The sequence below is a fragment of the Amaricoccus macauensis genome, from assembly GCF_014201905.1.
In the GTDB taxonomy this organism is placed as follows: Bacteria; Pseudomonadota; Alphaproteobacteria; order Rhodobacterales; family Rhodobacteraceae; genus Amaricoccus; species Amaricoccus macauensis.
Genome location: NZ_JACHFM010000003.1, coordinates 1 through 24,626 on the forward strand (window position 1 = coordinate 1; position 24,626 = coordinate 24,626).

Genomic DNA, 24,626 nt, shown 5'->3' on the forward strand with positions numbered 1-24,626 from the left:
GGCACCGAGATGGTCATGCCCGGCGACAACCTGAAGTTCGAGGTGACCCTGATCTCGCCGATCGCCATGGAAGAGAAGCTCCGCTTCGCAATCCGTGAAGGCGGCCGCACCGTCGGCGCCGGCGTCGTCTCCAAGATCATCGAGTAATCAGAAAAATCGCGTCGCGGCCGGCACCGGCCGGCCGCAATGACACACCCGAGAGGCGCCAGAGAAATGCAAGGTCAGACAATCCGTATCCGGCTCAAGGCCTTTGACTATCGTGTGCTCGACACCAGCACGGCCGAGATCGTGAACACGGCCAAGCGGACCGGCGCGCGGGTGCGCGGCCCGATCCCGCTGCCCAACAAGATCGAGAAATTCACCGTGCTCCGTGGCCCGCACATCGACAAGAAGAGCCGCGAGCAGTTCGAGATCCGCACCCACAAGCGGCTTCTCGACATCGTTGACCCGACTCCGCAGACCGTGGACGCGCTGATGAAGCTCGACCTCGCTGCCGGCGTCGACGTCGAAATCAAGCTCTGAGGATCGATTGAGATGCGTTCCGGAGTGATTGCAAAGAAGCTGGGCATGACCCGGCTGTTCTTGGAGGACGGGAAGCAGGTTCCCGTGACCGTTCTCCAGATGGAAAACGTGCAGGTGGTCGCACAGCGCACCGCCGAGCGTGACGGCTATTCGGCCGTCCAGCTCGGCGCCGGCGCTGCGAAGCCGAAGAACGTGAGCGAGCCGATGCGCGGCCACTTCGCCGCGGCGAAGGTCGAGCCGAAGCGGAAGATCGCGGAGTTCCGTGTTTCCCCCGAGAACCTCATCGAGGTTGGCGAGGAAATCACCGCGGACCACTACTTCGCCGGCCAGTTCGTCGATATCGCGGGCACCTCGATCGGCAAGGGCTTCGCGGGCGGCATGAAGCGGCACAACTTCGGCGGCCTTCGGGCGTCGCATGGTGTGTCGGTCAGCCACCGTTCGCACGGCTCGATCGGTCAGTGCCAGGACCCGGGCAAGGTCTTCAAAGGCAAGAAGATGGCCGGCCACATGGGCGCCGTCCGCGTCACCACTCAGAACCTGCAGGTCGTGCGCACCGACGCCGACCGTGGGCTCATCATGGTGAAGGGCGCGGTTCCGGGCTCGAAGGGCGGCTGGGTCATCGTCAAGGACGCCGTGAAGAAGGCGACCCCGGACAACGTGATCCTGCCCGCGGCGCTGCGGTCGGAAGCCAAGAAGGCGGCCGAGGCTGCTGCGAAGGCGGCTGAGGAAGCGGCAGCGGCGGAAGCGGCGGCCGAGGCCGAGCGTCTCGCCGAGCAGGCGGCCGCCGAGGAAGCGGCGCTCGCCCAGGCCGAGGCGGAGATCAAGTCCGACAAGGCCGACGGCGACACCAACGCCGAGGGGAGCGAGAAGCAATGAAACTCGACGTGATCACGCTCGAGGCCTCGCCCGCGGGGTCGATCGAGCTCGACGATGCGATCTTCGGCCTCGAGCCGCGCGCCGACATCCTGCACCGCGTGGTGCGCTGGCAGCTGGCGAAGCGCCAGGCCGGCACCCACTCGGTGCTCGGCAAGTCGGATGTCAGCTACTCGACGAAGAAGATCTATCGCCAGAAGGGCACCGGCGGCGCGCGGCATGGTTCGCGCAAGGCGCCGATCTTCCGTCACGGCGGCACCTACAAGGGGCCGACGCCGCGGAGCCACGCCCACGAGCTGACGAAGAAGTTCCGCGCCCTCGGGCTTCGCCACGCGCTGTCGGCGAAGGCTGGTGCGGGGGATCTGATCGTCATCGACGAGGCGAAGCTCGCCGAGGGCAAGACGAAGCTCCTCGCCCAGGCCCTGAAGGGTCTCGGCTGGACGAAGGTGCTCGTCATCGACGGCGCCGAGGTGAATTCGAACTTCGCCCTGGCTGCCCGCAACATCGATGGGATCGACGTGCTGCCGAGCGTCGGCGCGAATGTCTATGACATCCTGCGTCGCGAGAAGCTCGTGCTGACCAAGGCCGGCGTCGAGGCGCTGGAGGCGCGACTGAAATGAGCGTGACGCCCGAACAGTACGACCTGATCCGCAGGCCGATCATCACCGAGAAGGCAACGCTCGCGTCCGAACACGGCGCCGTGGTCTTCGAAGTGGCGATGGACGCCTCGAAGCCCGAGATCAAGAAGGCGATCGAGAGCCTCTTCAATGTCAAGGTGAAGGCGGTCAACACCACCGTCACCAAGGGCAAGGTGAAGAAGTTCCGCGGCCGCCCGGGCAGGCGCCGCGACGTGAAGAAGGCCTACGTGACCCTCGTCGAAGGCTCGACGATCGACGTCAGCACTGGCCTCTGAGGTGACGCCCTGCTATAGGGCGCCACTCTCGGACATCCGAGTCGCGACATTCGCCGCCCCCCGGGCGGCGGACGAGTTTCAATAAGCCCCGGAAACGGGGTTCCCTAGCAACGGAAGACAGCAACTCATGGCGTTGAAAACTTACAACCCGACGACGCCGGGCCAGCGCGGGCTGGTTCTGATCGACCGTTCCGAGCTGTGGAAAGGCCGCCCGGTCAAGTCCCTCACCGAGGGTCTGACCGGCAAGGGCGGACGCAACAACACGGGACGGATCACCATGCGCCGCCGCGGCGGCGGGGTGAAGCGGCTGTACCGCATCGTCGACTTCCGTCGGACCAAGTTCGACGTGCCGGCGAAGGTCATCCGCATCGAGTACGACCCGAACCGCACCGCGTTCATCGCGCTGATCGGCTACGCCGACGGCGAGCAGAGCTACATCCTGGCGCCCCAGCGGCTCGCGATCGGCGACACCGTCATCGCCGCGGCCAAGGCTGACATCAAGCCGGGCAACGCGATGCCATTCTCGTCGATGCCGATCGGTACGATCGTGCACAATGTCGAGATGAAGCCCGGCAAGGGCGGCCAGATCGCGCGTTCGGCTGGCACCTATGCCCAGTTCGTCGGTCGTGACGGCGGCTACGCCCAGATCCGCCTCTCCTCGGGCGAGCTCCGGCTCGTGCGGCAGGAGTGCATGGCGACGGTTGGCGCGGTCTCGAACCCGGACAACTCGAACCAGAACTTCGGCAAGGCCGGCCGCATGCGGCTGAAGGGCCATCGCCCGAAGGTTCGCGGCGTCGTGATGAACCCGATCGACCACCCGCACGGCGGCGGTGAAGGCCGCACCTCCGGCGGCCGCCACCCGGTCACCCCGTGGGGCAAGCCGACGAAGGGTGCCCGCACCCGGTCGAACAAGGCGACGAGCAAGTACATCCTGCGCTCGCGTCACCTCAAGAAGGCGAAGCGGTAAGGAGCCCCGCACATGTCACGTTCTGTCTGGAAGGGCCCCTTCGTCGACGCTCACGTCCTGAAGAAGGCGGAGAAAGCGCGCGAATCGACCCGCAATGAAGTCATCAAGATCTGGTCGCGGCGTTCGACCATCCTGCCGCAGTTCGTCGGACTGACGTTCGGCGTCTACAATGGCAAGAAGCATATCCCGGTCAACGTCACCGAGGAAATGATCGGCCAGAAGTTCGGTGAGTACTCGCCGACGCGCACCTACTACGGGCACGCGGCCGACAAGAAAGCGAAGCGGAAGTAAGCCATGAGCAAGGAAAAGAACCCTCGCCGCGTGGCGGAAAACGAGGCGATGGCTGTCAGCCGGATGCTTCGCACCAGCCCGCAGAAGCTGAACCTCGTCGCCCAGCTGATCCGCAACAAGCCGGTGGAGAAGGCGCTTGCCGACCTCACCTTCTCGAAGAAGCGGGTTGCCGAGGACGTCAAGAAGACGCTGCAGTCGGCAATTGCCAATGCCGAGAACAACCACAACCTCGACGTTGACGAGCTCGTCGTCGCCGAAGCCTTCGTCGGCAAGAACATGGTCCTGAAGCGTGGCCGTCCGCGGGCGCGTGGCCGGTTCGGCAAGATCCTGAAGCCGTTCAGCCAGGTGACGATCAAGGTTCGGCAGGTCAGCGAGGAGACCGCGTAATGGGTCAGAAGATCAATCCGATCGGGCTCCGCCTGCAGGTCAACCGCACCTGGGACAGCCGCTGGTTCGCTGACGGATCCGAGTACGGCAAGTTGCTGCACGAGGATCTTGCGATCCGCGAGTTCATCAAGAAGAAGGCTGCTCAGGCCGGCATCAGCCGCGTGGTGATCGAGCGTCCCCACAAGAAGTGCCGCGTGACGATCCACGCTGCCCGTCCCGGTGTCATCATCGGCAAGAAGGGCGCGGACATCGAGACGCTCCGCAAGGCGCTGGCGCAGTTCACCAAGTCCGAGTTGCACCTCAACATCGTCGAGGTCCGCAAGCCCGAGATCGACGCCGCTCTGGTGGCCGAGAACATCGCCCAGCAGCTCGAGCGCCGTGTCTCGTTCCGTCGCGCCATGAAGCGCGCGGTGCAGAACGCCATGCGCATGGGCGCGCTCGGCATCCGGATCAACGTCGGCGGCCGTCTCGGCGGTGCCGAGATTGCCCGGACCGAGTGGTATCGCGAGGGGCGGGTGCCGCTGCACACGCTGCGCGCGGACATCGACTATGCGCTCGCCGAGGCGAAGACCGCCTATGGCATCATCGGGATCAAGGTCTGGATCTTCAAGGGCGAGATCATGGAGCATGATCCGCAGGCCCGTGACCGGCGCCAGGCCGAGCTTCAGGAAGGTGGCGGCATGCGTCCGTCGCGTGACCGGGGCGATCGCGGCGACCGCGACCGCGCGCGCTGAGGAGTAGAGAGACATGCTGCAACCGAAGCGAACGAAGTTCCGCAAGCAGTTCAAGGGCCGCATCCACGGTGAGGCCAAGGGCGGCTCGGACCTGAACTTCGGCCACTACGGCCTCAAGGCCGCCGAGCCTGACCGCATCACCGCGCGTCAGATCGAGGCGGCTCGTCGGGCGCTCACCCGTCACATGAAGCGTCAGGGCCGGGTGTGGATCCGTATATTCCCGGACGTGCCGGTGTCGAAGAAGCCGACCGAGGTTCGTATGGGCAAGGGCAAGGGCTCGGTCGAGTTCTGGGCCGCCAAGGTGAAGCCGGGCCGGATCATGTTCGAGATCGACGGCGTCGCCGAGGACATCGCCAAGGAGGCCCTGCGCCTCGCGGCGATGAAGCTCCCGATCAAGACCCGGTTCGTCGCCCGCGAGGACTGGTAAGCCCCGCGTTTCGCGACGCTCGACCAACGCCGTCCGGTCAGGATGGCCGAAAGCCCTGCCGATCGTCGGATCGGCAGGGTTTTTTTGTGTCCTCGGCAGGTCGCACTCTGGGGCACCGGCTTCAGCCATCGGAGGTCTGTGCTACCTTGGCGGGCTCGAAGTGGCGGGAGGTGCATCAGGTGGCAAAGCTCGTCTTTGGCATGAACCTGTCTCTCGACGGGTACGTTGATCATCAGGAGATGCAGATAAGTCCCGTGCTCTTTCGCCACTGGACCGGGCAGGTCAGCGGACTCGCGGGAAGCGTGTATGGTCGGCGCGTGTACGAGCTCATGCGATACTGGGACGCGGACGATCCGGGCTGGAGCGATGACCAGAGCGCCTTTGCTCTGGCGTGGCGGCGGCAACCGAAGTGGATCGTGTCGCGGACGATGACATCGGTCGGCCCGAATGCCACGCTCGTCCGCGATGGCGTCGACGCTCTCGTCAGGGGACTGAAGACCCGGTTGGCCGGAGAAATTGCCGTTTCCGGGCCGTGCCTGGCGGGCAATCTGACGGAACTTGGCCTTGTTGACGAGTATCGGCTCTACTTCAATCCCGCCGTGCTCGGTCGTGGCAGACCCTTCTTCGCCGGCGCCCGCCCAGCGTTGCGTTTCGTGGCGAGCGATCAGATGGACGACCACACGATACGCCTGACCTACGTTCCGGCCTGACCCCTCCCGGTTCGGAGCTTGCGCGGGAGGCAAATCCCGTGTATGCGGCCGCTTTCCCGCAGGGAAATCCAATCGAAATGCCGTGTCCGCCCGCATCCGTCGCTCATGGGGCGCGTCCGGCCAGAGGAGAAGCGACATGAAGCTGAACGAACTCCGGGACAATCCCGGCGCCGCCCGCAAGCAGAAGCGCGTCGCGCGCGGTCCGGGCTCGGGCAAGGGCAAGACCGCCGGCCGCGGTATCAAGGGTCAGAAGTCCCGTTCGGGCGTGGCACTCAACGCCTACGAGGGCGGCCAGATGCCGCTCTACATGCGGCTGCCGAAGCGCGGCTTCAACAAGCCGAACCGCAAGGAATTCGCCGTCATCAACCTCGGGCTCATCCAGAAGTTCGTCGATGCCGGCAAGCTCGACGCCAAGGTCGAGATCACCGAAGAGACGCTGGTCTCGACCGGCATCGTCCGTCGCAAGCTCGACGGCATCCGCGTCCTGGGCAAGGGCGAGCTGACCTCGGCTCTCACCCTGACCGTGACCGGCGCCTCGCAGTCGGCGATCGACGCGGTGGAAAAGGCCGGTGGCAAGCTCAACGTCACCACGCCGGTGGCGGACGCGGCGGCCGAGTGAAAGTATCGCCCGAAACCGCGGCGATGGCCGGTCTCGGGTGCACCTGAAGCAGACCGTCACGGCGGCAGCGACATGCTGTCGCCGTTTTCATTCAGGGTCCTGCGCCCGTCGTCGCAGCGACCCGACCCTCCGCGCATCTGAGACAGGGATCGAGGGCAGGGCACCCCTCGGACCTTCGTCGAGCCGCTCCCGTTCCCCATGCTCCGGAGGGTACTCGACAATCCGCTCGGCCACCTGAACCCTCGGAATCGGGCTTGTCCCTCACTCCGGATCGGCTTAGGTCAGCGGAGATTTTCGCGCCCCGCCCCGCAAGGGGAGGGTGGCGCCTTTCCACGTGAGGTCTCGATGGCATCCGCAGCCGAACAGATGGCGGCAAATCTGAGCTGGGGGACCTTCGGCAAGGCCAAGGATCTCCAGAGCCGCATCCTCTTCGCGATCGGCCTCCTGATCGTCTACCGTCTGGGCACCTATATCCCGGTGCCTGGCGTTGACGCGGTGAAGCTGCAGGAGTTCTTTTCGCAGCAGAGCGCCGGGCTTGGTGGCATGCTCAACATGTTCACCGGCGGCGCTGTCGGGCGGATGGCGATCTTCTCGCTCGGCATCATGCCCTACATCTCCGCCTCGATCATCGTGCAGCTGCTCACGTCGCTCATGCCGAGCCTCGCGGCGATGAAGAAGGAAGGCGAGGCCGGACGGCGGAAGATCAACCAGTACACCCGCTACGGCACGGTCTTTCTCGCGACGTTCCAGGCCTATGGCCTCGCGCTCGGGCTCGAGGCCGAGGGCATGGCGCACGATCCGGGCTGGTTCTTCCGGCTTGGCGTCATCATCACGCTGGTCGGCGGCACGATGTTCCTGATGTGGCTCGGCGAGCAGATCACCGCGCGTGGCATCGGCAACGGCATCTCGCTCATCATCTTCGTCGGCATTGTCGCCCAGATGCCGCACGCCCTCGCGCTGTTCCTCACCCAGGGCCGCACCGGCGTCATGAGCCCGCTCGTCATCGTCGGCATCATGGTGATGATCGTCGCCGTGATCGCCTTCGTGGTGTTCATGGAGCGCGCACTCCGCAAGATCCACATCCAGTACCCCAAGCGCCAGGTGGGAATGAAGATCTACGGCGGCGAAAGCTCGAACCTGCCGGTCAAGGTCAACCCGGCGGGCGTGATCCCGGCAATCTTCGCGTCCTCGCTCCTGCTGCTTCCGGCAACGATCACCACGTTCTCGGGCTCGTCGAGCGGTGCGACGTCGGGGATCGTGAACATGATCGCCGCCTACATGGGGCGTGGCCAGCCGCTGCATCTTCTGGTCTTCGGCGCGCTGATCGTGTTCTTCACCTACTTCTACACCGCGAACGTCGCCTTCAAGTCGGATGACGTGGCCGACAATCTCAAGAAGCAGGGCGGGTTCATTCCGGGCATTCGTCCCGGTCAGAAGACGGTCGAGTTCCTTGACTATGTCGTCACCCGCCTCCTCGTGGTCGGCTCGGCCTACCTCACCGCGGTCTGCCTGCTGCCCGAGGTGCTGATCTCGAAACTTTCCGTGCCTTTCTACTTCGGTGGCACTTCCCTCCTGATCGTGGTCTCGGTAACGATGGACACGATCACGCAGATCCAGTCCCACATGCTTGCGCATCAGTATGAGGGGCTGATCGAAAAGTCGCGGTTGCGCGGCAAGGGTCGGGGAAAGCCAAGACGATGAACATCATTCTTCTCGGACCGCCGGGGGCGGGCAAGGGCACTCAGGCGCGGCGGTTGGTGGAAGAGAAGGGCTTTGTCCAGCTCTCCACGGGCGACATGCTCCGCGCGGCCAAGACCTCTGGCACCGAGATGGGCAAGAAGGTCGCCGACGTCATGGCGCGCGGCGAACTTGTGACAGATGACATCGTGATCGGCCTCATTGCCGAACAACTCGACGGCGAGGCCGGCAAGCAGGGCCTGATCTTCGACGGCTTCCCGCGGACGCTGAAGCAGGCGGACGCGCTCGAGGCGCTCCTTGCCGAGAAGGGCCAGACCCTCGAGGCCGTGGTCGAGATGCAGGTGGACGAGGACGCGCTCGTCGATCGCATCACCGGCCGCTTCACCTGCGCGAAGTGCGGTGAAGTCTACCACGACACCACGAAACCGACCCAGAAGCCCGGGGTTTGCGACGTTTGCGGCTCGACGGAGTTCGTGCGTCGTGCCGATGACAATGCCGAGTCGGTTCGGGTTCGTCTTTCCGCCTACAACCGCCAGACCGCGCCGCTCATTGGCTACTACTACGCCAAGGGCAAGCTGCGGACGGTGGACGGCCTTGGCGAGATCGACCAGGTGGCGAAGGATATCGAGGCCGGACTCGGTCTCTGAGCGTTTGGCCGTGGCAATCCACGGCCAATGCCTTCCCACGTTCGAGTTTTTCGCCTCCGCGGCCTTGACCCTGTCAGGATCGTTCATATACTCCGCGCTCTCTCCAAGTGGAGAGTCGTTCCCTCTACATTTCACCTCGGGGACGCGGGATGCTGGGCCCAGAGGCGTGGGCGTGAAAAGCCTGCCGAAAGCATCGGTGGGCTGTGGCTTTTGGACAGGGGTCTCGGGCAGGCCCGAGGACGGAACGGAGCAAGACCTTGGCGCGCATAGCGGGCGTAAACATTCCGACGAACAAGCGAGTGCTGATCGCGCTCACCTACATTCATGGCATCGGCCGGACCAAGTCGAAGGAGCTCGTCGATGCTCTCGGCATTGATGAGAGCCGTCGTGTGAACGAACTCAGCGACGCGGAAGTCCTGAAGATCCGCGAGTACATCGACGCAAACCTCGCGGTCGAAGGTGACCTTCGTCGCGAGACGACGATGAACATCAAGCGGCTGATGGACCTCGGCTGCTATCGCGGCCTGCGGCATCGCCGTGGTCTGCCCGTGCGCGGCCAGCGCACCCACACCAACGCTCGTACGCGCAAGGGCCCCGCGAAGGCCATCGCCGGCAAGAAGAAGTAAGGAGGCCGGACCATGGCTCGCGAGAAGGCGCGCGTGAAGCGCAAGGAACGCAAGAACATCTCGACTGGCGTCTGCCACGTGAACGCCAGCTTCAACAACACGAAGATCCTGATCGCCGACGCGCAGGGCAACGCCATTGCGTGGTCGTCCGCCGGTACCATGGGCTTCAAGGGCTCGCGCAAGTCGACCCCTTATGCGGCGCAGATGGCCGCTGAGGACGCCGGCAAGAAGGCGCAGGAGCACGGTGTGCGGACCCTCGAAGTCGAGGTTCAGGGACCGGGCTCGGGCCGCGAGAGCGCGCTGCGCGCCCTCTCGGCCGTCGGCTTCCAGATCACGGCGATCCGTGATGTGACCCCGATCGCCCACAACGGCTGCCGCCCGCCGAAGCGCCGGCGCGTCTGACCGATCGAACGACAAGCGGTCGCCAGCCACCGGGCGGGCGGCCGCGATCTATTGATGTGACCTCGGGCGTTCGTCGGCGCGGGATCTCCGACGAACAGGAATGGAGGGCCAATGCATATGATCCACAAGAACTGGCAGGAGCTGATCCGGCCCACCGCGCTTGAAATCAAGCAGGGTGCCGACCCGCACCGCCAGGCGACGGCCGTTGCGGAGCCGCTGGAGCGGGGCTTTGGCCTCACCCTCGGCAATGCGCTGCGTCGCGTGCTGCTGTCCTCGCTCCAGGGCGCGGCGATCACCTCGGTGCAGATCGACGGCGTGCTGCACGAGTTCTCGAGCGTGCCGGGTGTCCGCGAGGACGTGACCGACATCGTGCTGAACCTCAAGGGCGTGTCGATCAAGATGGAAGTCGAGGGGCCGAAGCGCCTCGAAATCCGTGCGACCGGACCGGGTGTGGTCACGGCGGGTGATATCTCGACCTCCAACGGTATCGAGATACTGAACCGCGATCACGTGATTTGCCACCTCGACGATGGTGCCAGTGTCTACATGGAACTGACCGTGGAGACCGGGAAGGGCTACGTTCAGGCCGACAAGAACCGGCCCGAGGACGCCCCCATCGGGCTCATCACCGTCGATGCGCTGTTCTCGCCGATCAAGAAGGTGAGCTACAAGGTCGAGCCGACCCGTGAGGGGCAGGTTCTCGACTACGACAAGCTCACCCTGCAGATCGAGACGGACGGCTCGGTGAAGCCCGAGGATGCGATCGCCTATGCCGCGCGCATCCTGCAGGACCAGCTCTCGGTGTTCGTGAACTTCGAGGAGCCGCAGGCCGGTGTTCGCACCGACGAGGCGGACGATCTCGAGTTCAACCCGCTCCTTCTCAAGAAGGTGGACGAGCTGGAACTCAGCGTCCGTTCGGCGAACTGCCTGAAGAACGACAACATCGTCTACATCGGCGATCTCATTCAGAAGACCGAGGCGGAGATGCTCCGTACCCCGAACTTCGGGCGCAAGTCGCTGAACGAGATCAAGGAGGTGCTGACCGGCATGGGCCTGCACCTCGGCATGGAAATCGTCGATTGGCCGCCCGAGAACATCGAGGACCTGGCAAAGAAGTACGAGGACCAGTTCTGAGTCTCGCGGGGGCCTTTCGAGGCCTCCGGCTTTCTGCTGCACGACCCGGGCAATCCTGCCCCAAGGAGTGTGGTCCGCACCGCATGGGCCACCGGACAAAGTACAACAAGCTATCCAGGAGACTGAAATGCGTCACGGTCACGGCTACCGCAAGCTGAACCGCACCCACGAGCACCGCAAGGCGATGTTCGCCAACATGGTGTCGTCGCTGATCGAGCACGAGCAGATCAAGACGACCCTGCCGAAGGCGAAGGAGCTGAAGCGGATCGCGGACAAGATCATCACCCTCGGCAAGCGCGGCGACCTCAATTCGCGCCGCATCGCTTCGTCCGAGCTTCGTCAGGACGCTGCCGTGAAGAAGCTCTTCGACACGCTGGCGCCCCGCTACAAGGATCGCAGCGGTGGCTATACCCGCGTGCTGAAGGCGGGCTTCCGCTACGGCGACGCAGCCCCGATGGCGATCATCGAACTGGTCGATCGCGACGCGGGTGCCAAGGGCGCCGGCGACAAGGCACGCGTTGCCGCCGAAGAGGCCGCCGCCGCCGAGGCGTGAGGCTTCCCGCCACACGATCTGGCTTTCAGAGCCCCGTCGGCCCATGCCGGAGGGGCTCGCCTTTTCCGGTTCCGCGCGTCATACCTCGTTGATGAGCGGGATGGGGCGGGCGATGACTGGACCGAACAGCGAGCAATCAGACTTCTGGAACAGCGGCCCTGGCCAGAACTGGGTCCTGCATCAGGTCGAACTCGACGCCAATCACAGCGAGATCACGGATCATCTTGTCGCGGCCTGTGCGGTGCGTCCGGGTGAGCGCATCCTCGACATCGGCTGCGGCGCCGGCGGCTCGACCCTGCGCCTGGCGGAAGCCACCGGTGCCGCAGGGCACGTTCACGGCCTCGACATCTCCGAGCCGCTGCTGGCACTGGCAGAGCGGCGCCGTCGTGAGAGCGGGCTCGACAATGTGAGCTTCTCTTCAGGCGATGCGCAGACCGCTCAGCTCGAAGCCGGCAACGACCTCGTGGTCTCGCGCTTCGGCATGATGTTCTTCGCAGACACCGGCGCGGCCTTTGCCAATCTGGGTGGGAGCCTCGCTCCCGGCGGCCGGATGGTGTTCGTCGCCTGGGCCGGGCCGGAGGCGAACCCGTGGTTCTCCGTGCCCCAGCGCGAGGCGACCGCGCGCCTCGGACAGGCCCCCCGGGTCGCGCCGGACGCGCCCGGCCCGATGGCGTTCCGCGATACCGCCCGGGTGATCCGCCTGCTTGAAGAGGCCGGCCTGCATGATGCCCGCGCCGAGACCGTCGATCTCCACATCGTCAATCACAATGGTCTCGACGACGTGATTGCGCTTTGCGGCGAAGTCGGGCCGCTGCCCCGGATGATGCGTGAGAAGGGCGGCACCGATGCGGACAAGGCGGCGATCCTCGCCGCCATCCGCGAGTCCTTCTCGCCCTACGCGGGGCCGGACGGTGTCCGGATCCCGGCGCGGGTCCACGTGTACTCGGCCCGCGCCTGAGGCGTCAGATCAGCACGACCTGGGTGCCGACCTTGGCGCGGTCGAACACTTCGGTGATGTGCTCGTTGTAGAGCCCGATGCAGCCCGAGGACGACTGCCGCCCGATCTTGCGGATGTCGTTGGTGCCGTGGATCAGGTAGTATTGCCAGCTGAGGTTGAGCGCCCGGATCCCGAGCGGGTTCTCGGGGCCTGGTCCGACATAGCGCGGCAGATCAGGGTTCCGCTCGATCATGCTCGGGGTCGGCCGCCAATCGGGCGCCGGACGCTTGAACACCACCTCGGTCCGGCCCCGCCGGGTCATCTCGTCGCTGAGCGGCACCGACGTCGGATAGATCCGGTAGAACCCGTCCTCGCCCCAGTAGTGCAGCGCGCGATCGTCGATCACCGCGAGGATCGCGTCGTTCTTGAGCGAGGGAAAGTGGTCGCGCCAGTCACGGCTGCGCAGGCCGGAGATTCTCCACTTCGCCGCGCCGCCTTCCGAGCTTGTGAGTTCCTCCCTTGCCCACGACGGGCTGGCGGCAAAGGTCGCGCCTGCAGAGAACGCCAGCGCAGCAAATTGTCTCCGCGAGAGAACATTGTCCTGCATCTCGTGGCTCCTTTCGTGCATGGTTCTGCCCAACGGGGCATACGTGGGACGTTTATTCATGTTCGTCAACCCGTTGGGCACCCTACCATATTGACGTAGTCGGAGTTATATCTGCGCAATGGCGGACCTTTTCGACCTCGACCCGAAGCCTCTCCCCGAACCTCAACGGGCCCGCGCGCCGGAGCCGGCGCGGCCTCTCGCCGACCGGCTTCGGCCGCAGAGGCTGGAGGATGTGGTCGGGCAGGATCATGTGCTCGGCCCCGACGCGCCGCTTGGCCACATGCTGGCGGACGGCCGTCTCGGCTCGATCGTGTTCTGGGGGCCACCCGGAGTTGGCAAGACCACCATCGCCCGGCTCCTCGCGGACGCGACAGAACTCGCCTTTGTTCAGATCAGCGCAATCTTCTCCGGGGTTGCCGATCTCAAGAAGATCTTCGAGGCGGCGCGGCTTCGCCGGCAGAACGGTCGCGGTACCTTGCTGTTCGTTGACGAAATCCACCGGTTCAACAAGGCGCAGCAGGACGCGTTTCTGCCCCTTGTCGAGGACGGGACTATCGTTCTCGTGGGCGCGACTACCGAAAACCCCTCTTTCGAGCTCAATGCGGCGCTGCTCTCCCGCGCGCGTGTGCTGACCCTGCGCCGGCTCGACGACGCAGCGCTCGCCGATCTCGTCGCGCGGGCGGAGGCCGAGCTTGGCCGTCCGCTGCCGCTCACGGACGAAGCCCGCACGGCGCTGATCAATCTCGCCGACGGCGACGGCCGGGCGCTGCTCAATCTGGTCGAGCAGATTTCGGACGAGCGCCAGACACTCGATCCCGCTGCGCTGAACCGCCGGCTGACCAAACGGGCGGCGCTGTTCGACAAGTCGGGTGACGGCCACTACAACCTCATTTCCGCACTTCACAAGTCGGTGCGCGGGTCCGATCCGGACGCGGCGCTCTACTGGCTCGCCCGGATGTTGAAAGGCGGCGAGGATCCTCGCTTCCTCGCCCGGCGAATCACCCGCATGGCGGTGGAGGACATCGGCCTCGCCGATCCGCTGGCACAGCGCCTCTGCCTTGACGCCTGGGCAACCTACGAGCGGCTGGGGTCGCCGGAGGGCGAACTCGCACTCGCGCAGGCGGTCATCTATCTGGCGCTGGCGCCGAAATCGAATTCGGCCTACCGCGCGTTCGGCGCGGCCATGGCCGCCGCCGAACGCACCGGCTCGCTCCCGCCACCGAAGCATATCCTGAACGCCCCGACACGGCTGATGAAGCAGGAGGGATACGGCTCGGGCTATCGCTACGACCATGACACCGACGAAGGCTTCTCCGGTCAGGACTACTTTCCCGACGGGATGGAGCGCCCGAGCTTCTACGCTCCGGGCAAGCGTGGCGCCGAGGATGAGCTCGGCCAGCACATGCGGCATCTGGCGGAGCTCCGCGCTCGCATCGCGGAGGAGCCCTGATGGTCGTCTGGCGCCCTGAGGCGAGCCTGATCCAGCTTGTATTCACCTGCGGTGGCGGACAGAACTTGACGCCCGATGCTCTGCAGGTGCTCGTCGACGACCTCGGTCGCGCCAATGCAAGGGCCAAGCTGACCGGCCTCCTGTTGCGGCAGGGCGATTCGTTCTACGGCGTGCTCGAAGGCAGCGAGCGTCGGATGCTGGCCCGGGTCGAGAGCATGATTTCCGATCCGCGCCTCGGCGGGGTGCGGGTCCTGAAGGAAGAAGCGATCGCGCAGCGCCGCTTCGGGAACTGGAGTTTCGGAGCGCTTCCCGCGGTGCACCAGGCATCCAATGCCGCCGAGGACTTCATCATCCGTCTGGCGCAGCGAAAGCGCTGATCCCGCCGGGCATCAGCCAATGGTCGATTTCGGGTATACGGGGGGCACCACGCGGGTGCTTGCTGCCAGGATCGGCGGCAGGCCGGCGCGAGCGCGAGGGAGCCCATGCCGTGGCAGCGCCGCTCGGGTTGGCGCTGCTCGGGTTGACAAGGCCTCGGCCTGCGCGCTTCTAGATCGCTCCGGATCAGCGGCCCGTGCGTGTGACCGCGGCCCCAGAGGAGTCGTGACGGATTGCCGGTACCCTTGCTCAATGAGACGGCGTGCGATCGCCTGTACGCGCCCGGGCCGGCATCAGGGGTCCGTCGATGAGCGGCGTCCGTCAGGTCACCGTCGCGCCGGACGACGCGGACCAGCGCCTCGACCGGTGGCTGCGCCGTCTGCACCCGAACGTCGGGCAGGGGCGGATCGAGCGCATGTGCCGCAAGGGCGAAATCCGCGTCGATGGTGGCCGGGTGAAGCCGGCGACACGGCTCGAGGCTGGCCAGACCGTGCGTCTGCCGCCAATCAGCGATGACGAACCGATGGCGAGCCCGGCCACGCCGCAGGTCTCCGATGCCGACGCCGCGATGATCCGGGCCGCGGTCATCTGGAAGGATGATGACATCATCGCCCTCGCGAAGCCGCCGGGCCTCGCGGTGCAGGGCGGGACGGGTACGCACCGCCACGTCGACGGTCTTGCGGAGGCGCTGCGCTTCGGCCGCGACGAGAAGCCGCGCCTCGTGCACCGGCTCGACCGCGATACCTCGGGCGTTCTCCTGCTCGCGCGCAGCGCCCGTGCCGCCGCCGGGCTCGCCAGAGCGTTTCAGGCCCGCGAGGCGCGCAAGATCTACTGGGCGGCCGTTGCCGGCTCTCCGTCGCCGCGTGCCGGCACCATCCGCACCGGGCTCGTCAAGGCGGCCGGCCATGGGGCGGGGGGCGAAGCGGAGAAGATGCTGGTTCTTCCGTTTGACAGCATCGCCGCCACCGAGGGCGCGAAGCGCGCGACGACCGACTATATGGTGATCGACGCTGCCGGTGGCCGCACGGCCTGGGTTGCGCTGTCGCCGATCACCGGCCGCACGCACCAGCTCCGCGCGCATATGGCGGCGATCGGCCATCCGGTCATCGGCGACGGAAAGTATGGCGGCAGCGGCCAGGAAAACCTCGGCGACGGCTGGGGCGCCCAGCTCGGCGGCGATGTGAGCCGCAAGCTGCACCTGCACGCCCGCTCGCTCAGCCTCAAGCATCCCAGGACCGGCCGCCGGCTGACCCTGACGGCGCCGCTGCCCGAGCACATGGCACGCACCTGGGACCTGTTCGGCTGGCGCCCCGAGGACGCGGCGGCCGATCCCTTCGAGGAAGAGACATGACGCCGCTCGCCCATGTCCTTGCCGTGCCGGTCCGGGCCTACCGGCTGGTACTTTCGCCGTGGGTCGGCCATTCCTGCCGCTTCCAGCCGACCTGTTCCGCCTATGCCCTCGAAGCCCTCGGCCGCCACGGCGCGCTCAGGGGGAGCTGGCTCACCGCCCGCCGCCTCTGCCGCTGCCACCCGTGGGGAGCCTCCGGCTTCGACCCGGTGCCGCCACAAGGACCGCATTCGTGAAGATCGAGGACTTCCCCGAGGCGGGGCCTGACACCCTGCCGGACACGCCCGACGACATCCACCCGATCTTCGCCGGCGCGCCGTCCTCGACCGAGTTCAGGAAGCTCCGCAAGCGGCTCATCCGCCAGACCCGCGAGGCGATCGAGACCTACGGCATGGTGACGCCCGGCGACCGCTGGCTCGTCTGCCTTTCCGGGGGGAAGGACAGCTACACGCTGCTTGCCGCGCTCATCGAGCTGCAGTGGCGTGGCCTGCTGCCGGTCGACCTGCTTGCCTGCAACCTCGATCAGGGCCAGCCCGGCTTTCCCGCGACCGTCCTGCCAGAGTTTCTTGCGAAGAAGGGCATCGCGCACCGGATCGAGTATCAGGACACCTACTCCATCGTCGTCGACAAGGTGCCGGCGAAGAAGACCTACTGCGCGCTCTGCTCCCGGCTGCGGCGCGGGCATCTCTATCGCCTCGCCCGTGAGGAGGGATGCCGCGCCATCGTGCTCGGCCACCACCGGGACGACATCATCGAGACGTTCCTGCTGAACCTCTTCCACGGCGGCAAGCTGGCGGCGATGCCGCCAAAGCTCCTGAACGACGAGGGCGACGTCTATGTCCTGCGCCCGCTCGCCCACGTCGCCGAGGCGGACTGCGTTCGGTTTGCGCGGGCAATGGCCTACCCGATCATCCCCTGCGACCTCTGCGGCAGCCAGGACGGGCTGCAGCGCGCCCAGATCAAGCGTATGGTGGACGAGTGGGAGGCGCGCAGTCCGGGTCGCCGGCAGATCATCTTTCGGGCCCTCACGCAGGTGAACCCGAGCCATCTGCTCGACCCGGGACTCTTCGACTTCCGCGGGCTCTGAACCGCGGCCTCTTGACCTTTCCGGCCGACGGCTGTTGAACGCCCCACAGCTTTTCAAGTCGGGGATCGGGGACCACGCCATGGATGACCAGAGCAAGAACCTGATCCTGGCGACGGCCATGAGCTTCGCCGTGATCCTGGTGTGGTTCCTGCTGTTCCCGCCGTCGGAGCAGGCCCCCACGGCACCGGTGGCGACCGAAACGTCGCAACCCGCGACCCCGGGCACCGCCACGAGCCCGACGCTGGCCGCACCCGACGCCAAGCCACGGGCCGAGGCACTTGCCCTCACCCAGCGCGTGGCGATCGACACGCCGCGCCTCGGTGGCTCGTTCTCGCTCACCGGCGGGCGGATCGACGATATCCAGTTGCTGAACTACCGCGAGACGATCGACGACAACTCGCCGACGGTCACGCTCTTCAGCCCGGCGGGTGCCGCACAGTCCTACTATGCGCTCTACGGCTGGTCGGCGGCGGCAGGGACGGCCGCCGCGGTTCCGGGTCCGAGCACGCAATGGACCGTCGAGTCCGGCGACAAGCTGACGCCCGCGACACCGGTGACGCTGCGCTGGGACAACGGTGGCGGCCTGATCTTCCGCCAGATCCTGTCGGTCGACGAGAACTACATGTTCACCGTCACCCAGACGGTCGAGAACACGACTGGTGGCGAGGTCCGCCTCGCGCCATACGGCATCATCGCCCGTCACGGCATGCCCGCGGATCTGAAGAACTTCTACATCCTGCACGAGGGGGTCACCGCGATGACCGATGGCACCCTCGAGGAGCTGAAGTACAAGGCGCTTAAGGATCTCGAGCCCGACCCGAACGAGGGCGGGGCACTGACCCAGCACCTCGCGGTGACCGAGAACGGCTGGATCGGCTTCACGGATCACTACTGGATGTCGACGCTCGTCCCGACCCCGGGCCAGAGCTTCAACGCCGTGGCGAAGTACACGCCCGCGACCGACACCTTCCAGACCGACGTGCGCATGCCGGTCATGTCCGTCGCCCCCGGCGCGACGGTCGAGAGTTCGACGATGCTGTTCGCGGGTGCCAAGGTCTGGTCGCTGCTGCGTGACTACCAGAACGAGAAGGGCATTGACCGCTTTGTCGACGCCATCGACTGGGGCTGGTTCTTCTTCCTGACGAAGCCGATCTTCCGGGCGCTGCATGTCATGCACAACCTGCTCGGGAACATGGGCCTCGCGATCATCGGGCTGACCTTCCTCATCAAGCTCATCCTCTTCCCGCTGGCCTACAAGTCCTACGTCTCCATGTCGAAGATGAAGGCGCTTCAGCCGGAGATGGAGAAGATCAAGGAGCGCACCGCCGGCGACAGCATGAAGATGCAGCAGGAGGTGATGGCCCTCTACAAGCGCGAGAAGGTCAATCCCGCCGCCGGCTGTCTGCCGATCCTGTTGCAGATCCCGATCTTCTTCTCGCTCTACAAGGTGATCTTCGTCACGATCGAATTGCGCCACGCGCCGTTCTTCGGCTGGCTCCGCGATCTCTCTGCGCCCGATCCCTCGTCCTGGATCAACGGCTTCGGTCTGCTGCCGTGGGCCGCGCCGGATCACACCAGCATGATCGGGATCATCTCGATCGGCATCCTGCCCATCCTCCTCGGCATTTCCATGTGGTTGCAGCAGCGGCTGAACCCCATGCCCGCCGACAAGACCCAGGCGATGATTTTCAACTGGATGCCCTGGATCTTCATGTTCATGCTCGGCAGCTTCGCGAGCGGTCTCGTGCTCTACTGGGTGGCGAACAACACGATCACTTTCGTCCAGCAGTACCTCATCATGCGCAGTCAGGGCGTCAAACCGAACGTCTTCGAAAACGTCACCGCGCCGTTCAGGCGATCGAAGAAGTCAGGCTGAGGCGCCATGCGGCTCGCGGCGATCTGGCGGCACCCGATCAAGGCGCATGGCGCCGAGCCGCTCGATGCCGTGACGCTTGATGCGGGCCGGACGATGCCATGGGACCGGGTGTGGGCGATCGCCCACAGCGCCGCCAGGGTCGTTGCCGGATCGGGCGACTGGGCGCCGTGCGCGAACTTCAGCCGCGGCGCGAAGTCACCCCGCCTGATGGCGATCCGGGCCCGGGTGGACGAGGAGCGCGGGCGGGTGCATCTGACGCATCCGGACGTTCCCGCGCTCGACGTCGACCCCGACGATCCCGAAGACGCCCGCACCCTCGTGGCATGGGCCGCGGCGCTGGCGTCGCCGGATCGGGCGGCACCGGCTTTCGTGGTGCGCGCCCGGCAGGGAATGACGGACAGCGACTATCCGACCCTGTCGCTCCTCAACCGGGCGAGCCTTGCGCTCCTCGGCGAGCAGATGGGCAAGCCGCTCGGCGAGGCGCGCTTTCGCGGCAACCTCTGGCTCGATGGGCTGGAGCCCTTCGCCGAGTTCGACCTGATCGGGCGCGACCTGCGCATTGGCGGGGCGACGGTGCGAGTGACCGAGCGCATCACCCGCTGCAAGGCGACGACCGTCGACCCCGAAACCGGCGTCCCTGACGCTGACACGCTTGGCGCGTTGCGTGCCCATTGGGGGCATCAGGACTTCGGGGTCTATGTCACCGTGACCAAGGGCGGCCGCGTCGCCGTTGGCGATGCGGCAGCGCCTCAGCCCTGAGCGCAAGGAATCCGGAGCGCAAGGAAAACGGTGTCTCAGGGTTAACTGGTTAACGGCGGCAGCCCCCTGAACATCAGCATAGCGGCCCTGGCCCGCTCCGGAAACGCGTCTTCACCGGAGAGGGTTAACCGCCTCGGCCCGCTGGATCCGGGGCGTCCGGTTGCCGCGCCGGGGCGGCGTCGGCGAAGGCCGCGAGGTCCTCGCAGGCCGCACGGATCCGGTTGAGACGGGGATAGGGGGCCAGATCAAGGCCGAAGCGATCGGCCGCGGCCATCTGCGGCACGAGGGCGATATCGGCGAGGCCGGGACGATCGCCGAATGCGAATCGGGCCTCCACCCGCCCGACGAGCAGCGCCTCGCAGGTCGCAAGTCCTTCAGCGTTCCAGTGCCGCGCCCAGGTGTCGAGTGCTGGCTGTTCCTGACCAAAGCTCTTCTTCAGGTATCGCAGGACGCGCAGGTTCTGCAGCGGATGAATGTCGCAGGCGATCACCTGAGCGAACGCGCGCACGCGGGCCCGCTCCAGCGGATCGGCGGGCAGGAGCGGCGGCTCGGGGTGGGTCTCGTTCAACCACTCGATCGTTGCGAGCGACTGGGTGAGAACCGCGCCATCGGCCTCCAGCGCCGGGACGAGGCCCTGCGGATTGAGCGCGCGGTACGCCTCGCCGTTCTGGTCGCCGCGGCGCAGGTGGACGGGGGCGGTGTCGTAGGCGAGCCCCTTGAGGTTCAGGGCGATTCGCAGGCGATGGGCGGCCGAGCTGAGGTAGAAGCCGTGGAGCGTCATCCGGGTGTCCCGACGGTGATATCGGCGAAGAGCTCATCGTCGCCGGTCTTGATGAAGTGCGGGTCGAGCCCGAGCGGTGCCGTGCGGTCCTTCGGCAGGGGCGAGACGAAGGGTGCGTCGCCGCGGCGGGCGCGGAAGTCCTCCCTTGCCGCCTTGCGCAGGCCAGCGTCGGTCATCAGGTCGTGGCCGCAGGCCGCGAGGATCCGCGCCGTGGCGAGCGAGCCCTTGTCGCCGATCGACATGCCGCCGCAGGCGGTGACCGGCCAGGTGTGCAGGCCGATGCCGAGGGGGATCGTCGGCCAGGCGAAGACCCCGGTCGGCACCTGATAGCTCACGTCGCCGAGATCGGACGACGCGCCGGCCGAGACGTCCTCGATGAAGGGCAGGGGCCGGGTCGACATTCCGGCCTCGGGCACGCCCATCTCGCGCTGGCAGGCGCGGGCGAAGGCCTGCTCGTCGTCGGTAAACTCGATCGGCACCGCGAGCATGTGGCGGTAGAGGTGACGGGCCAGCGGCTCGTTCGGCAGCAGGTCGTGGGAGCCGAAGAAGATCTCGAATTCCGCCCGGGTCTGGGTCGCCATGGCGGCGGCTTCCGCCACCTCGCCGATCCATTTGCTGAGCGCGCCGAGCTTCTCGCGATCGGCGTCGCGGGCGACGATCCAGACCTGCGCGAAGTCGGGGACGATGTTCGGGGCGACGCCGGCGGCCTGATAGATATAGTGCATCCGCGAGGTGGGCAGGATGTGCTCGCGCATCATCTGAATGCCGACGCCGAACATCTCCGCCGCCTTCAGTGCGCTGCGCCCCTCCCACGGGGCGCTGCCGGCGTGGCCGGTGCGGCCGTGGAAGCGGACCTGAATCTGGTTGAACGCCGCGAGGCGGACGTTGCCGGCGCCCGCGAATGGTGCGGAGTGCCAGGCGATGGCGGCATCGAGATCTTCGAAGAGGCCATCGCGCGCCATGTAGACCTTGGCGCCCTCGGTCTCCTCCGCCGCGCAGCCGTAGACCCGGATCGTGCCGGGGGTGCCATCGGCCTGCATCAGCCGCTTCAGCGCCAGTGCCCCGCCGGTGCAGCCGGCACCAAGCATGTTGTGGCCGCAGCCGTGCCCGACCTCGGCCCCGGTGGCCCCCGGCGTCTGGCGCGGCTCGGCGGCGTTCCCGAGCCCGGGCAGCGCGTCATACTCGGGGAGGTAGCCGATGATCGGCCCGCCCGAGCCCTGCGACCACTCGGAGATGAAGGCGGTGGGGATGCCGGAGGTGCCGCGGCTCTTCGTGGTGAAGCCCGCGGCCTCGAGCTCGCGCAGGTGGATGCGGTGTGACTTCACCTCGGCGAGCGACAGCTCGGGCGTCGCCCAGACTTCGCGGGAGATGCGCAGGATTGCGTCTCTGACCGCCTCCACCGCCTCGGCGGCGGCGCCGGACGAGGCAGGTGGCAGGGTGTCCTCCCGGGGCTTTGGTAGCGTCCCGTCGTCTTCCCGCGGCATCGGCGGAGCCTCTGCCTGAGCGAGCACGATCGTCGGGGTGCCAACGGCGGCCATGGCGCCACCGAGCCCGAGGCTTCCGAGAACGCTGCGTCTGTCGAGCCCGGAATGAAGCCGGTCGGTCATCGCATCCTCCCTGCATCGCCGGGTTCCATTTCAACCACAAGCGGGAACACCGGTCCAGCCGACGTCAGCCGACCCCGAGCAACCGGAACGCCTTTTCCCGCTCCATGAGATAGAGCAGCACCCGCACGGCCTCGCCGCGCGGCGATGTGAGGCCCGGGTCCTGATCGAGCAGCAGCCGCGCATCGTCGCGGGCGACAGCCATCAGCGCGCTCTGGGTCTCCAGATCGGCGATGCGAAACCGCGGCAGGCCGGATTGCGCCACGCCGAGCACGTCGCCCGCGCCACGCAGCGCCAGATCCTCCTCGGCGATGCGAAAGCCGTCGTCGGTCGCGCGCATGATTTCGAGACGGGCCTGGGCGGTTGTGCCAAGCGGCGGATCGTAGAGCAGGAGGCAGGTCGACCGCTCCGCGCCCCGTCCGACCCGGCCGCGCAGCTGGTGGAGCTGGGCGAGGCCGTATGACTGCGCCCCCTCGATCACCATGATCGAGGCGTTCGGCACGTTGACTCCCACCTCGATCACCGTCGTCGCGACCAGCAGCCGGCTGCGCCCGGCGACGAAGTCCGCCATGGCGGCGTCCTTCCGGGCGGGCGGCATCTGGCCGTGGACGAGGCCGACCGCATCGGCGCCGAAGGTCGCCCGGAGGCTCGCGAAGCGCTCCTCGGCGGCGGTCATCTCGGCGGTCTCGGACTCGCCCACGAGCGGGCAGACCCAATAGGCCTGCCGGCCCGCCTCGATGGCCCGGCGCAGGTGCGCGACCACCTCGCTGGTCCGGCCAGCCGGTACCGCTGCGGTCTCGACCGGGGTGCGGCCGGGCGGCTTCTCGTCGAGAATCGACAGGTCCATGTCGCCGAACTGCGCCAGCGTCAGGCTGCGCGGGATCGGCGTTGCGGTCATCACCAGCGTGTCGACCGCTTCGCCCTTTGCTCCGAGGTCCATGCGCTGGCGCACGCCGAAGCGGTGCTGCTCGTCGACGATGGCGAGGCGCAGATCGTGAAAGACCACGTCCTTCTGGAAGAGCGCGTGGGTGCCGACGATGACCGGGATCTCGCCTGAGGCAAGCGCCGCGAGCTTCGCGCGGCGCTCGGCGCCCTTGTCCCGGCCGGTCAGGAGGTCGAGCCGCACCCCTGCGGCTTCCGCGAGCGGGGTGAGCGAGAGGAGGTGTTGCCGCGCAAGGATTTCCGTCGGCGCCATCATCGCGGCCTGCCCACCAGCCTCGACCGCCGCGAGCATGGCAAGGAAGGCGACGAGCGTCTTGCCCGAGCCGACGTCGCCCTGCAGCAGGCGGTTCATCCGAAGCGGCGTTGCCATGTCGCCGGTGATCTCGGCGACCGCACGGGTCTGTGCGCCGGTCGGGGCATAGGGCAGCCGCCCCAGCACCTGCGATTGCAGCCGGCCATCGCCCTTCGTCGCAAAGCCCTTCGGCCGGCGCTGGCGGGCGCGCACGAGGGCGAGCGTCACCTGATGCGCGAGAAACTCGTCATAGGCGAGCCGCTCGCGCGCAATCGTCGCGGGCACGAGATCGGCCGGGCTTTGCGGCGCGTGCGCGATCGCGAGCGCGGCGTGCCAGTCCGGCCAGCCGCGGCTGCGCTTGACGGAGGGCTCGATCCACTCAAGAAGCCGTGGGGCGCGATCGAGCGCCGAGCGCACGGCCTTGCCCATGGTCTTGAGGCTCAGGCCCTCGGTCAGCGGATAGACCGGTTCATAGGCCGGAAGTTGATCCTCCTCGCCGGGCCGGAGCACGTGGTCGGGGTTCACCATCTGGGCGATGCCGTCGAAGATTTCGACCCGGCCCGAGATGATCCGGCGCTGGCCGGCGGGAAACGTCCGTTGCAGCCAGTCGGCGCGCGGGTGGAAAAAGACCAGCAGGAACTCGGTCAGCGCGTCGCGCACATGGATGCGATAGGGGCGATTGCGCGCGGTGGAAGGCTGATGCAGGCCGATCTCGACCTCGACGGTGACGATCTCCGGCGGATGCGCCTCGCGGATCGAGCCGCGCAGGTGCCGGTCGATGCCGCCGGTCGGCAGCGTCAGCGCGAGCTGCGCGGGATTCGCGATCTCCATGCGCTCGAAGAGCCGGACCGTCTTCGGGCCGACACCATCGAGTGCGGTCAGCTCGGTGAAGAGCGGAAAGAGGACCTCGGGACGGGTCACGTGGCGATCAGGCACGCCGCCGCGCCGGCACGGGCGCCCGGAGCCCGGTACCAGGGTTGGCGCAGAGAATGAGGCGCGGTCAGGGACAATCTCAGGGCGCTCGCGAGGTTGGTCGCGCCCGGGGTCAGGCAAGGCGCGGTCCAT

At 66.9% G+C, this 24,626-nt stretch carries 30 protein-coding genes; 26 read left to right on the forward strand and 4 right to left on the reverse strand.

Features of this window, described 5'->3' with window-relative positions:
* The 19 genes from HNP73_RS13835 to HNP73_RS13925 all read left to right on the forward strand — a co-directional run.
* The coding region (locus tag HNP73_RS13835; protein ID WP_484477030.1) for an EF-Tu C-terminal domain-related protein at window positions 1-147 on the forward strand (147 nt) is incomplete at its 5' end.
* 66 nt (window positions 148-213) lie between these two features.
* A complete protein-coding gene (gene rpsJ, locus HNP73_RS13840) occupies window positions 214-522 on the forward strand; it encodes a 30S ribosomal protein S10 (RefSeq protein ID WP_184150753.1) in 309 nt (102 codons plus the stop codon).
* Window positions 523-534: 12 nt separating this feature from the next.
* The gene (gene rplC / locus HNP73_RS13845; RefSeq protein ID WP_184150756.1) at window positions 535-1,398 is read left to right on the forward strand and encodes a 50S ribosomal protein L3; all 864 of its coding nucleotides are present in this window, start codon (window positions 535-537) and stop codon (window positions 1,396-1,398) included.
* Window positions 1,395-2,015 carry a 50S ribosomal protein L4 gene (rplD, locus tag HNP73_RS13850; protein ID WP_184150759.1) on the forward strand — a complete coding sequence of 207 codons (621 nt, stop codon included), beginning with the start codon at window positions 1,395-1,397 and terminating at the stop codon, window positions 2,013-2,015. Before rplC ends, rplD begins: the two co-directional genes overlap by 4 nt.
* The gene (locus HNP73_RS13855) at window positions 2,012-2,308 is read left to right on the forward strand and encodes a 50S ribosomal protein L23 (protein WP_184150762.1); all 297 of its coding nucleotides are present in this window, start codon (window positions 2,012-2,014) and stop codon (window positions 2,306-2,308) included. Before rplD ends, HNP73_RS13855 begins: the two co-directional genes overlap by 4 nt.
* A gap of 127 nt (window positions 2,309-2,435) precedes the next feature.
* Complete coding sequence (gene rplB / locus HNP73_RS13860) at window positions 2,436-3,275, forward strand: 50S ribosomal protein L2 (RefSeq protein ID WP_184150765.1); 840 nt, start codon at window positions 2,436-2,438, stop codon at window positions 3,273-3,275.
* A 12-nt stretch (window positions 3,276-3,287) separates the two neighbouring features.
* Complete coding sequence (gene rpsS, locus HNP73_RS13865; RefSeq protein ID WP_184150768.1) at window positions 3,288-3,566, forward strand: 30S ribosomal protein S19; 279 nt, start codon at window positions 3,288-3,290, stop codon at window positions 3,564-3,566.
* 3 nt (window positions 3,567-3,569) lie between these two features.
* The gene (rplV, locus tag HNP73_RS13870) at window positions 3,570-3,953 is read left to right on the forward strand and encodes a 50S ribosomal protein L22 (protein WP_184150771.1); all 384 of its coding nucleotides are present in this window, start codon (window positions 3,570-3,572) and stop codon (window positions 3,951-3,953) included.
* Complete coding sequence (rpsC, locus tag HNP73_RS13875) at window positions 3,953-4,687, forward strand: 30S ribosomal protein S3 (protein WP_184150774.1); 735 nt, start codon at window positions 3,953-3,955, stop codon at window positions 4,685-4,687. Before rplV ends, rpsC begins: the two co-directional genes overlap by 1 nt.
* Before the next feature lie 13 nt (window positions 4,688-4,700).
* The gene (gene rplP / locus HNP73_RS13880; protein ID WP_184150777.1) at window positions 4,701-5,114 is read left to right on the forward strand and encodes a 50S ribosomal protein L16; all 414 of its coding nucleotides are present in this window, start codon (window positions 4,701-4,703) and stop codon (window positions 5,112-5,114) included.
* A gap of 179 nt (window positions 5,115-5,293) precedes the next feature.
* Window positions 5,294-5,824, forward strand: a complete 531-nt coding sequence (locus HNP73_RS13885; protein WP_184150781.1) for a dihydrofolate reductase family protein — start codon at window positions 5,294-5,296, stop codon at window positions 5,822-5,824.
* Between the two features lie 136 nt (window positions 5,825-5,960).
* Window positions 5,961-6,443 (forward strand): 50S ribosomal protein L15, encoded by a 483-nt coding sequence (gene rplO / locus HNP73_RS13890; protein WP_184150784.1) that lies wholly within the window; start codon window positions 5,961-5,963, stop codon window positions 6,441-6,443.
* Between the two features lie 345 nt (window positions 6,444-6,788).
* Window positions 6,789-8,144, forward strand: a complete 1,356-nt coding sequence (gene secY / locus HNP73_RS13895; protein ID WP_184150787.1) for a preprotein translocase subunit SecY — start codon at window positions 6,789-6,791, stop codon at window positions 8,142-8,144.
* Entirely contained in the window at window positions 8,141-8,788 is a 648-nt protein-coding gene (locus HNP73_RS13900; RefSeq protein WP_184150790.1) for an adenylate kinase, read from the forward strand. The genes secY and HNP73_RS13900 overlap by 4 nt, the downstream gene beginning before the upstream one ends.
* A 257-nt stretch (window positions 8,789-9,045) precedes the next feature.
* Window positions 9,046-9,414, forward strand: a complete 369-nt coding sequence (gene rpsM / locus HNP73_RS13905) for a 30S ribosomal protein S13 (RefSeq protein ID WP_184150793.1) — start codon at window positions 9,046-9,048, stop codon at window positions 9,412-9,414.
* 12 nt (window positions 9,415-9,426) lie between these two features.
* On the forward strand, window positions 9,427-9,816 hold the full coding sequence (rpsK, locus tag HNP73_RS13910; protein ID WP_184150796.1) for a 30S ribosomal protein S11: 390 nt from the start codon (window positions 9,427-9,429) through the stop codon (window positions 9,814-9,816).
* A 117-nt stretch (window positions 9,817-9,933) separates the two neighbouring features.
* Complete coding sequence (locus HNP73_RS13915; protein WP_184152540.1) at window positions 9,934-10,950, forward strand: DNA-directed RNA polymerase subunit alpha; 1,017 nt, start codon at window positions 9,934-9,936, stop codon at window positions 10,948-10,950.
* Between the two features lie 127 nt (window positions 10,951-11,077).
* A complete protein-coding gene (gene rplQ / locus HNP73_RS13920) occupies window positions 11,078-11,503 on the forward strand; it encodes a 50S ribosomal protein L17 (RefSeq protein WP_184150799.1) in 426 nt (141 codons plus the stop codon).
* 112 nt (window positions 11,504-11,615) lie between these two features.
* Window positions 11,616-12,461 carry a class I SAM-dependent methyltransferase gene (locus HNP73_RS13925; RefSeq protein WP_246399837.1) on the forward strand — a complete coding sequence of 282 codons (846 nt, stop codon included), beginning with the start codon at window positions 11,616-11,618 and terminating at the stop codon, window positions 12,459-12,461.
* Between the two features lie 4 nt (window positions 12,462-12,465).
* Here HNP73_RS13925 and HNP73_RS13930 read toward each other — a convergent pair whose 3' ends face one another.
* Window positions 12,466-13,047 carry a L,D-transpeptidase gene (locus HNP73_RS13930; protein WP_184150802.1) on the reverse strand — a complete coding sequence of 194 codons (582 nt, stop codon included), beginning with the start codon at window positions 13,045-13,047 and terminating at the stop codon, window positions 12,466-12,468.
* A 118-nt stretch (window positions 13,048-13,165) separates the two neighbouring features.
* On the opposite strand from HNP73_RS13930, the gene HNP73_RS13935 reads away from it, so the two are divergent.
* From HNP73_RS13935 to HNP73_RS13965, 7 genes are all read left to right on the forward strand, one after another.
* Window positions 13,166-14,497: a replication-associated recombination protein A gene (locus HNP73_RS13935; RefSeq protein ID WP_184150805.1), complete on the forward strand. Its 1,332-nt coding sequence runs from the start codon at window positions 13,166-13,168 to the stop codon at window positions 14,495-14,497.
* Entirely contained in the window at window positions 14,497-14,874 is a 378-nt protein-coding gene (locus tag HNP73_RS13940) for a BLUF domain-containing protein (protein ID WP_184150808.1), read from the forward strand. The genes HNP73_RS13935 and HNP73_RS13940 overlap by 1 nt, the downstream gene beginning before the upstream one ends.
* Window positions 14,875-15,179: 305 nt before the next feature.
* Window positions 15,180-16,223, forward strand: coding sequence for an RluA family pseudouridine synthase (locus tag HNP73_RS13945; RefSeq protein WP_184150811.1), 1,044 nt, complete (start codon window positions 15,180-15,182; stop codon window positions 16,221-16,223).
* The gene (yidD, locus tag HNP73_RS13950; protein WP_184150814.1) at window positions 16,220-16,456 is read left to right on the forward strand and encodes a membrane protein insertion efficiency factor YidD; all 237 of its coding nucleotides are present in this window, start codon (window positions 16,220-16,222) and stop codon (window positions 16,454-16,456) included. Before HNP73_RS13945 ends, yidD begins: the two co-directional genes overlap by 4 nt.
* Before the next feature lie 35 nt (window positions 16,457-16,491).
* A complete protein-coding gene (gene ttcA / locus HNP73_RS13955) occupies window positions 16,492-17,307 on the forward strand; it encodes a tRNA 2-thiocytidine(32) synthetase TtcA (RefSeq protein WP_184152546.1) in 816 nt (271 codons plus the stop codon).
* 79 nt (window positions 17,308-17,386) lie between these two features.
* Entirely contained in the window at window positions 17,387-19,183 is a 1,797-nt protein-coding gene (gene yidC, locus HNP73_RS13960) for a membrane protein insertase YidC (protein WP_184150817.1), read from the forward strand.
* 6 nt (window positions 19,184-19,189) lie between these two features.
* The gene (locus tag HNP73_RS13965; protein ID WP_184150820.1) at window positions 19,190-19,942 is read left to right on the forward strand and encodes an MOSC domain-containing protein; all 753 of its coding nucleotides are present in this window, start codon (window positions 19,190-19,192) and stop codon (window positions 19,940-19,942) included.
* Between the two features lie 124 nt (window positions 19,943-20,066).
* Here the strand turns inward: HNP73_RS13965 and maiA are convergent, their stop codons facing one another.
* From maiA to recG, 3 genes are all read right to left on the reverse strand, one after another.
* Complete coding sequence (gene maiA, locus HNP73_RS13970; RefSeq protein WP_184150823.1) at window positions 20,067-20,723, reverse strand: maleylacetoacetate isomerase; 657 nt, start codon at window positions 20,721-20,723, stop codon at window positions 20,067-20,069.
* Window positions 20,720-22,330 carry an amidohydrolase gene (locus HNP73_RS13975; protein WP_221288679.1) on the reverse strand — a complete coding sequence of 537 codons (1,611 nt, stop codon included), beginning with the start codon at window positions 22,328-22,330 and terminating at the stop codon, window positions 20,720-20,722. The genes maiA and HNP73_RS13975 overlap by 4 nt, the downstream gene beginning before the upstream one ends.
* A 64-nt stretch (window positions 22,331-22,394) precedes the next feature.
* Window positions 22,395-24,482, reverse strand: a complete 2,088-nt coding sequence (gene recG, locus HNP73_RS13980) for an ATP-dependent DNA helicase RecG (protein WP_184152552.1) — start codon at window positions 24,480-24,482, stop codon at window positions 22,395-22,397.
* Window positions 24,483-24,626 lie beyond the last annotated feature (144 nt).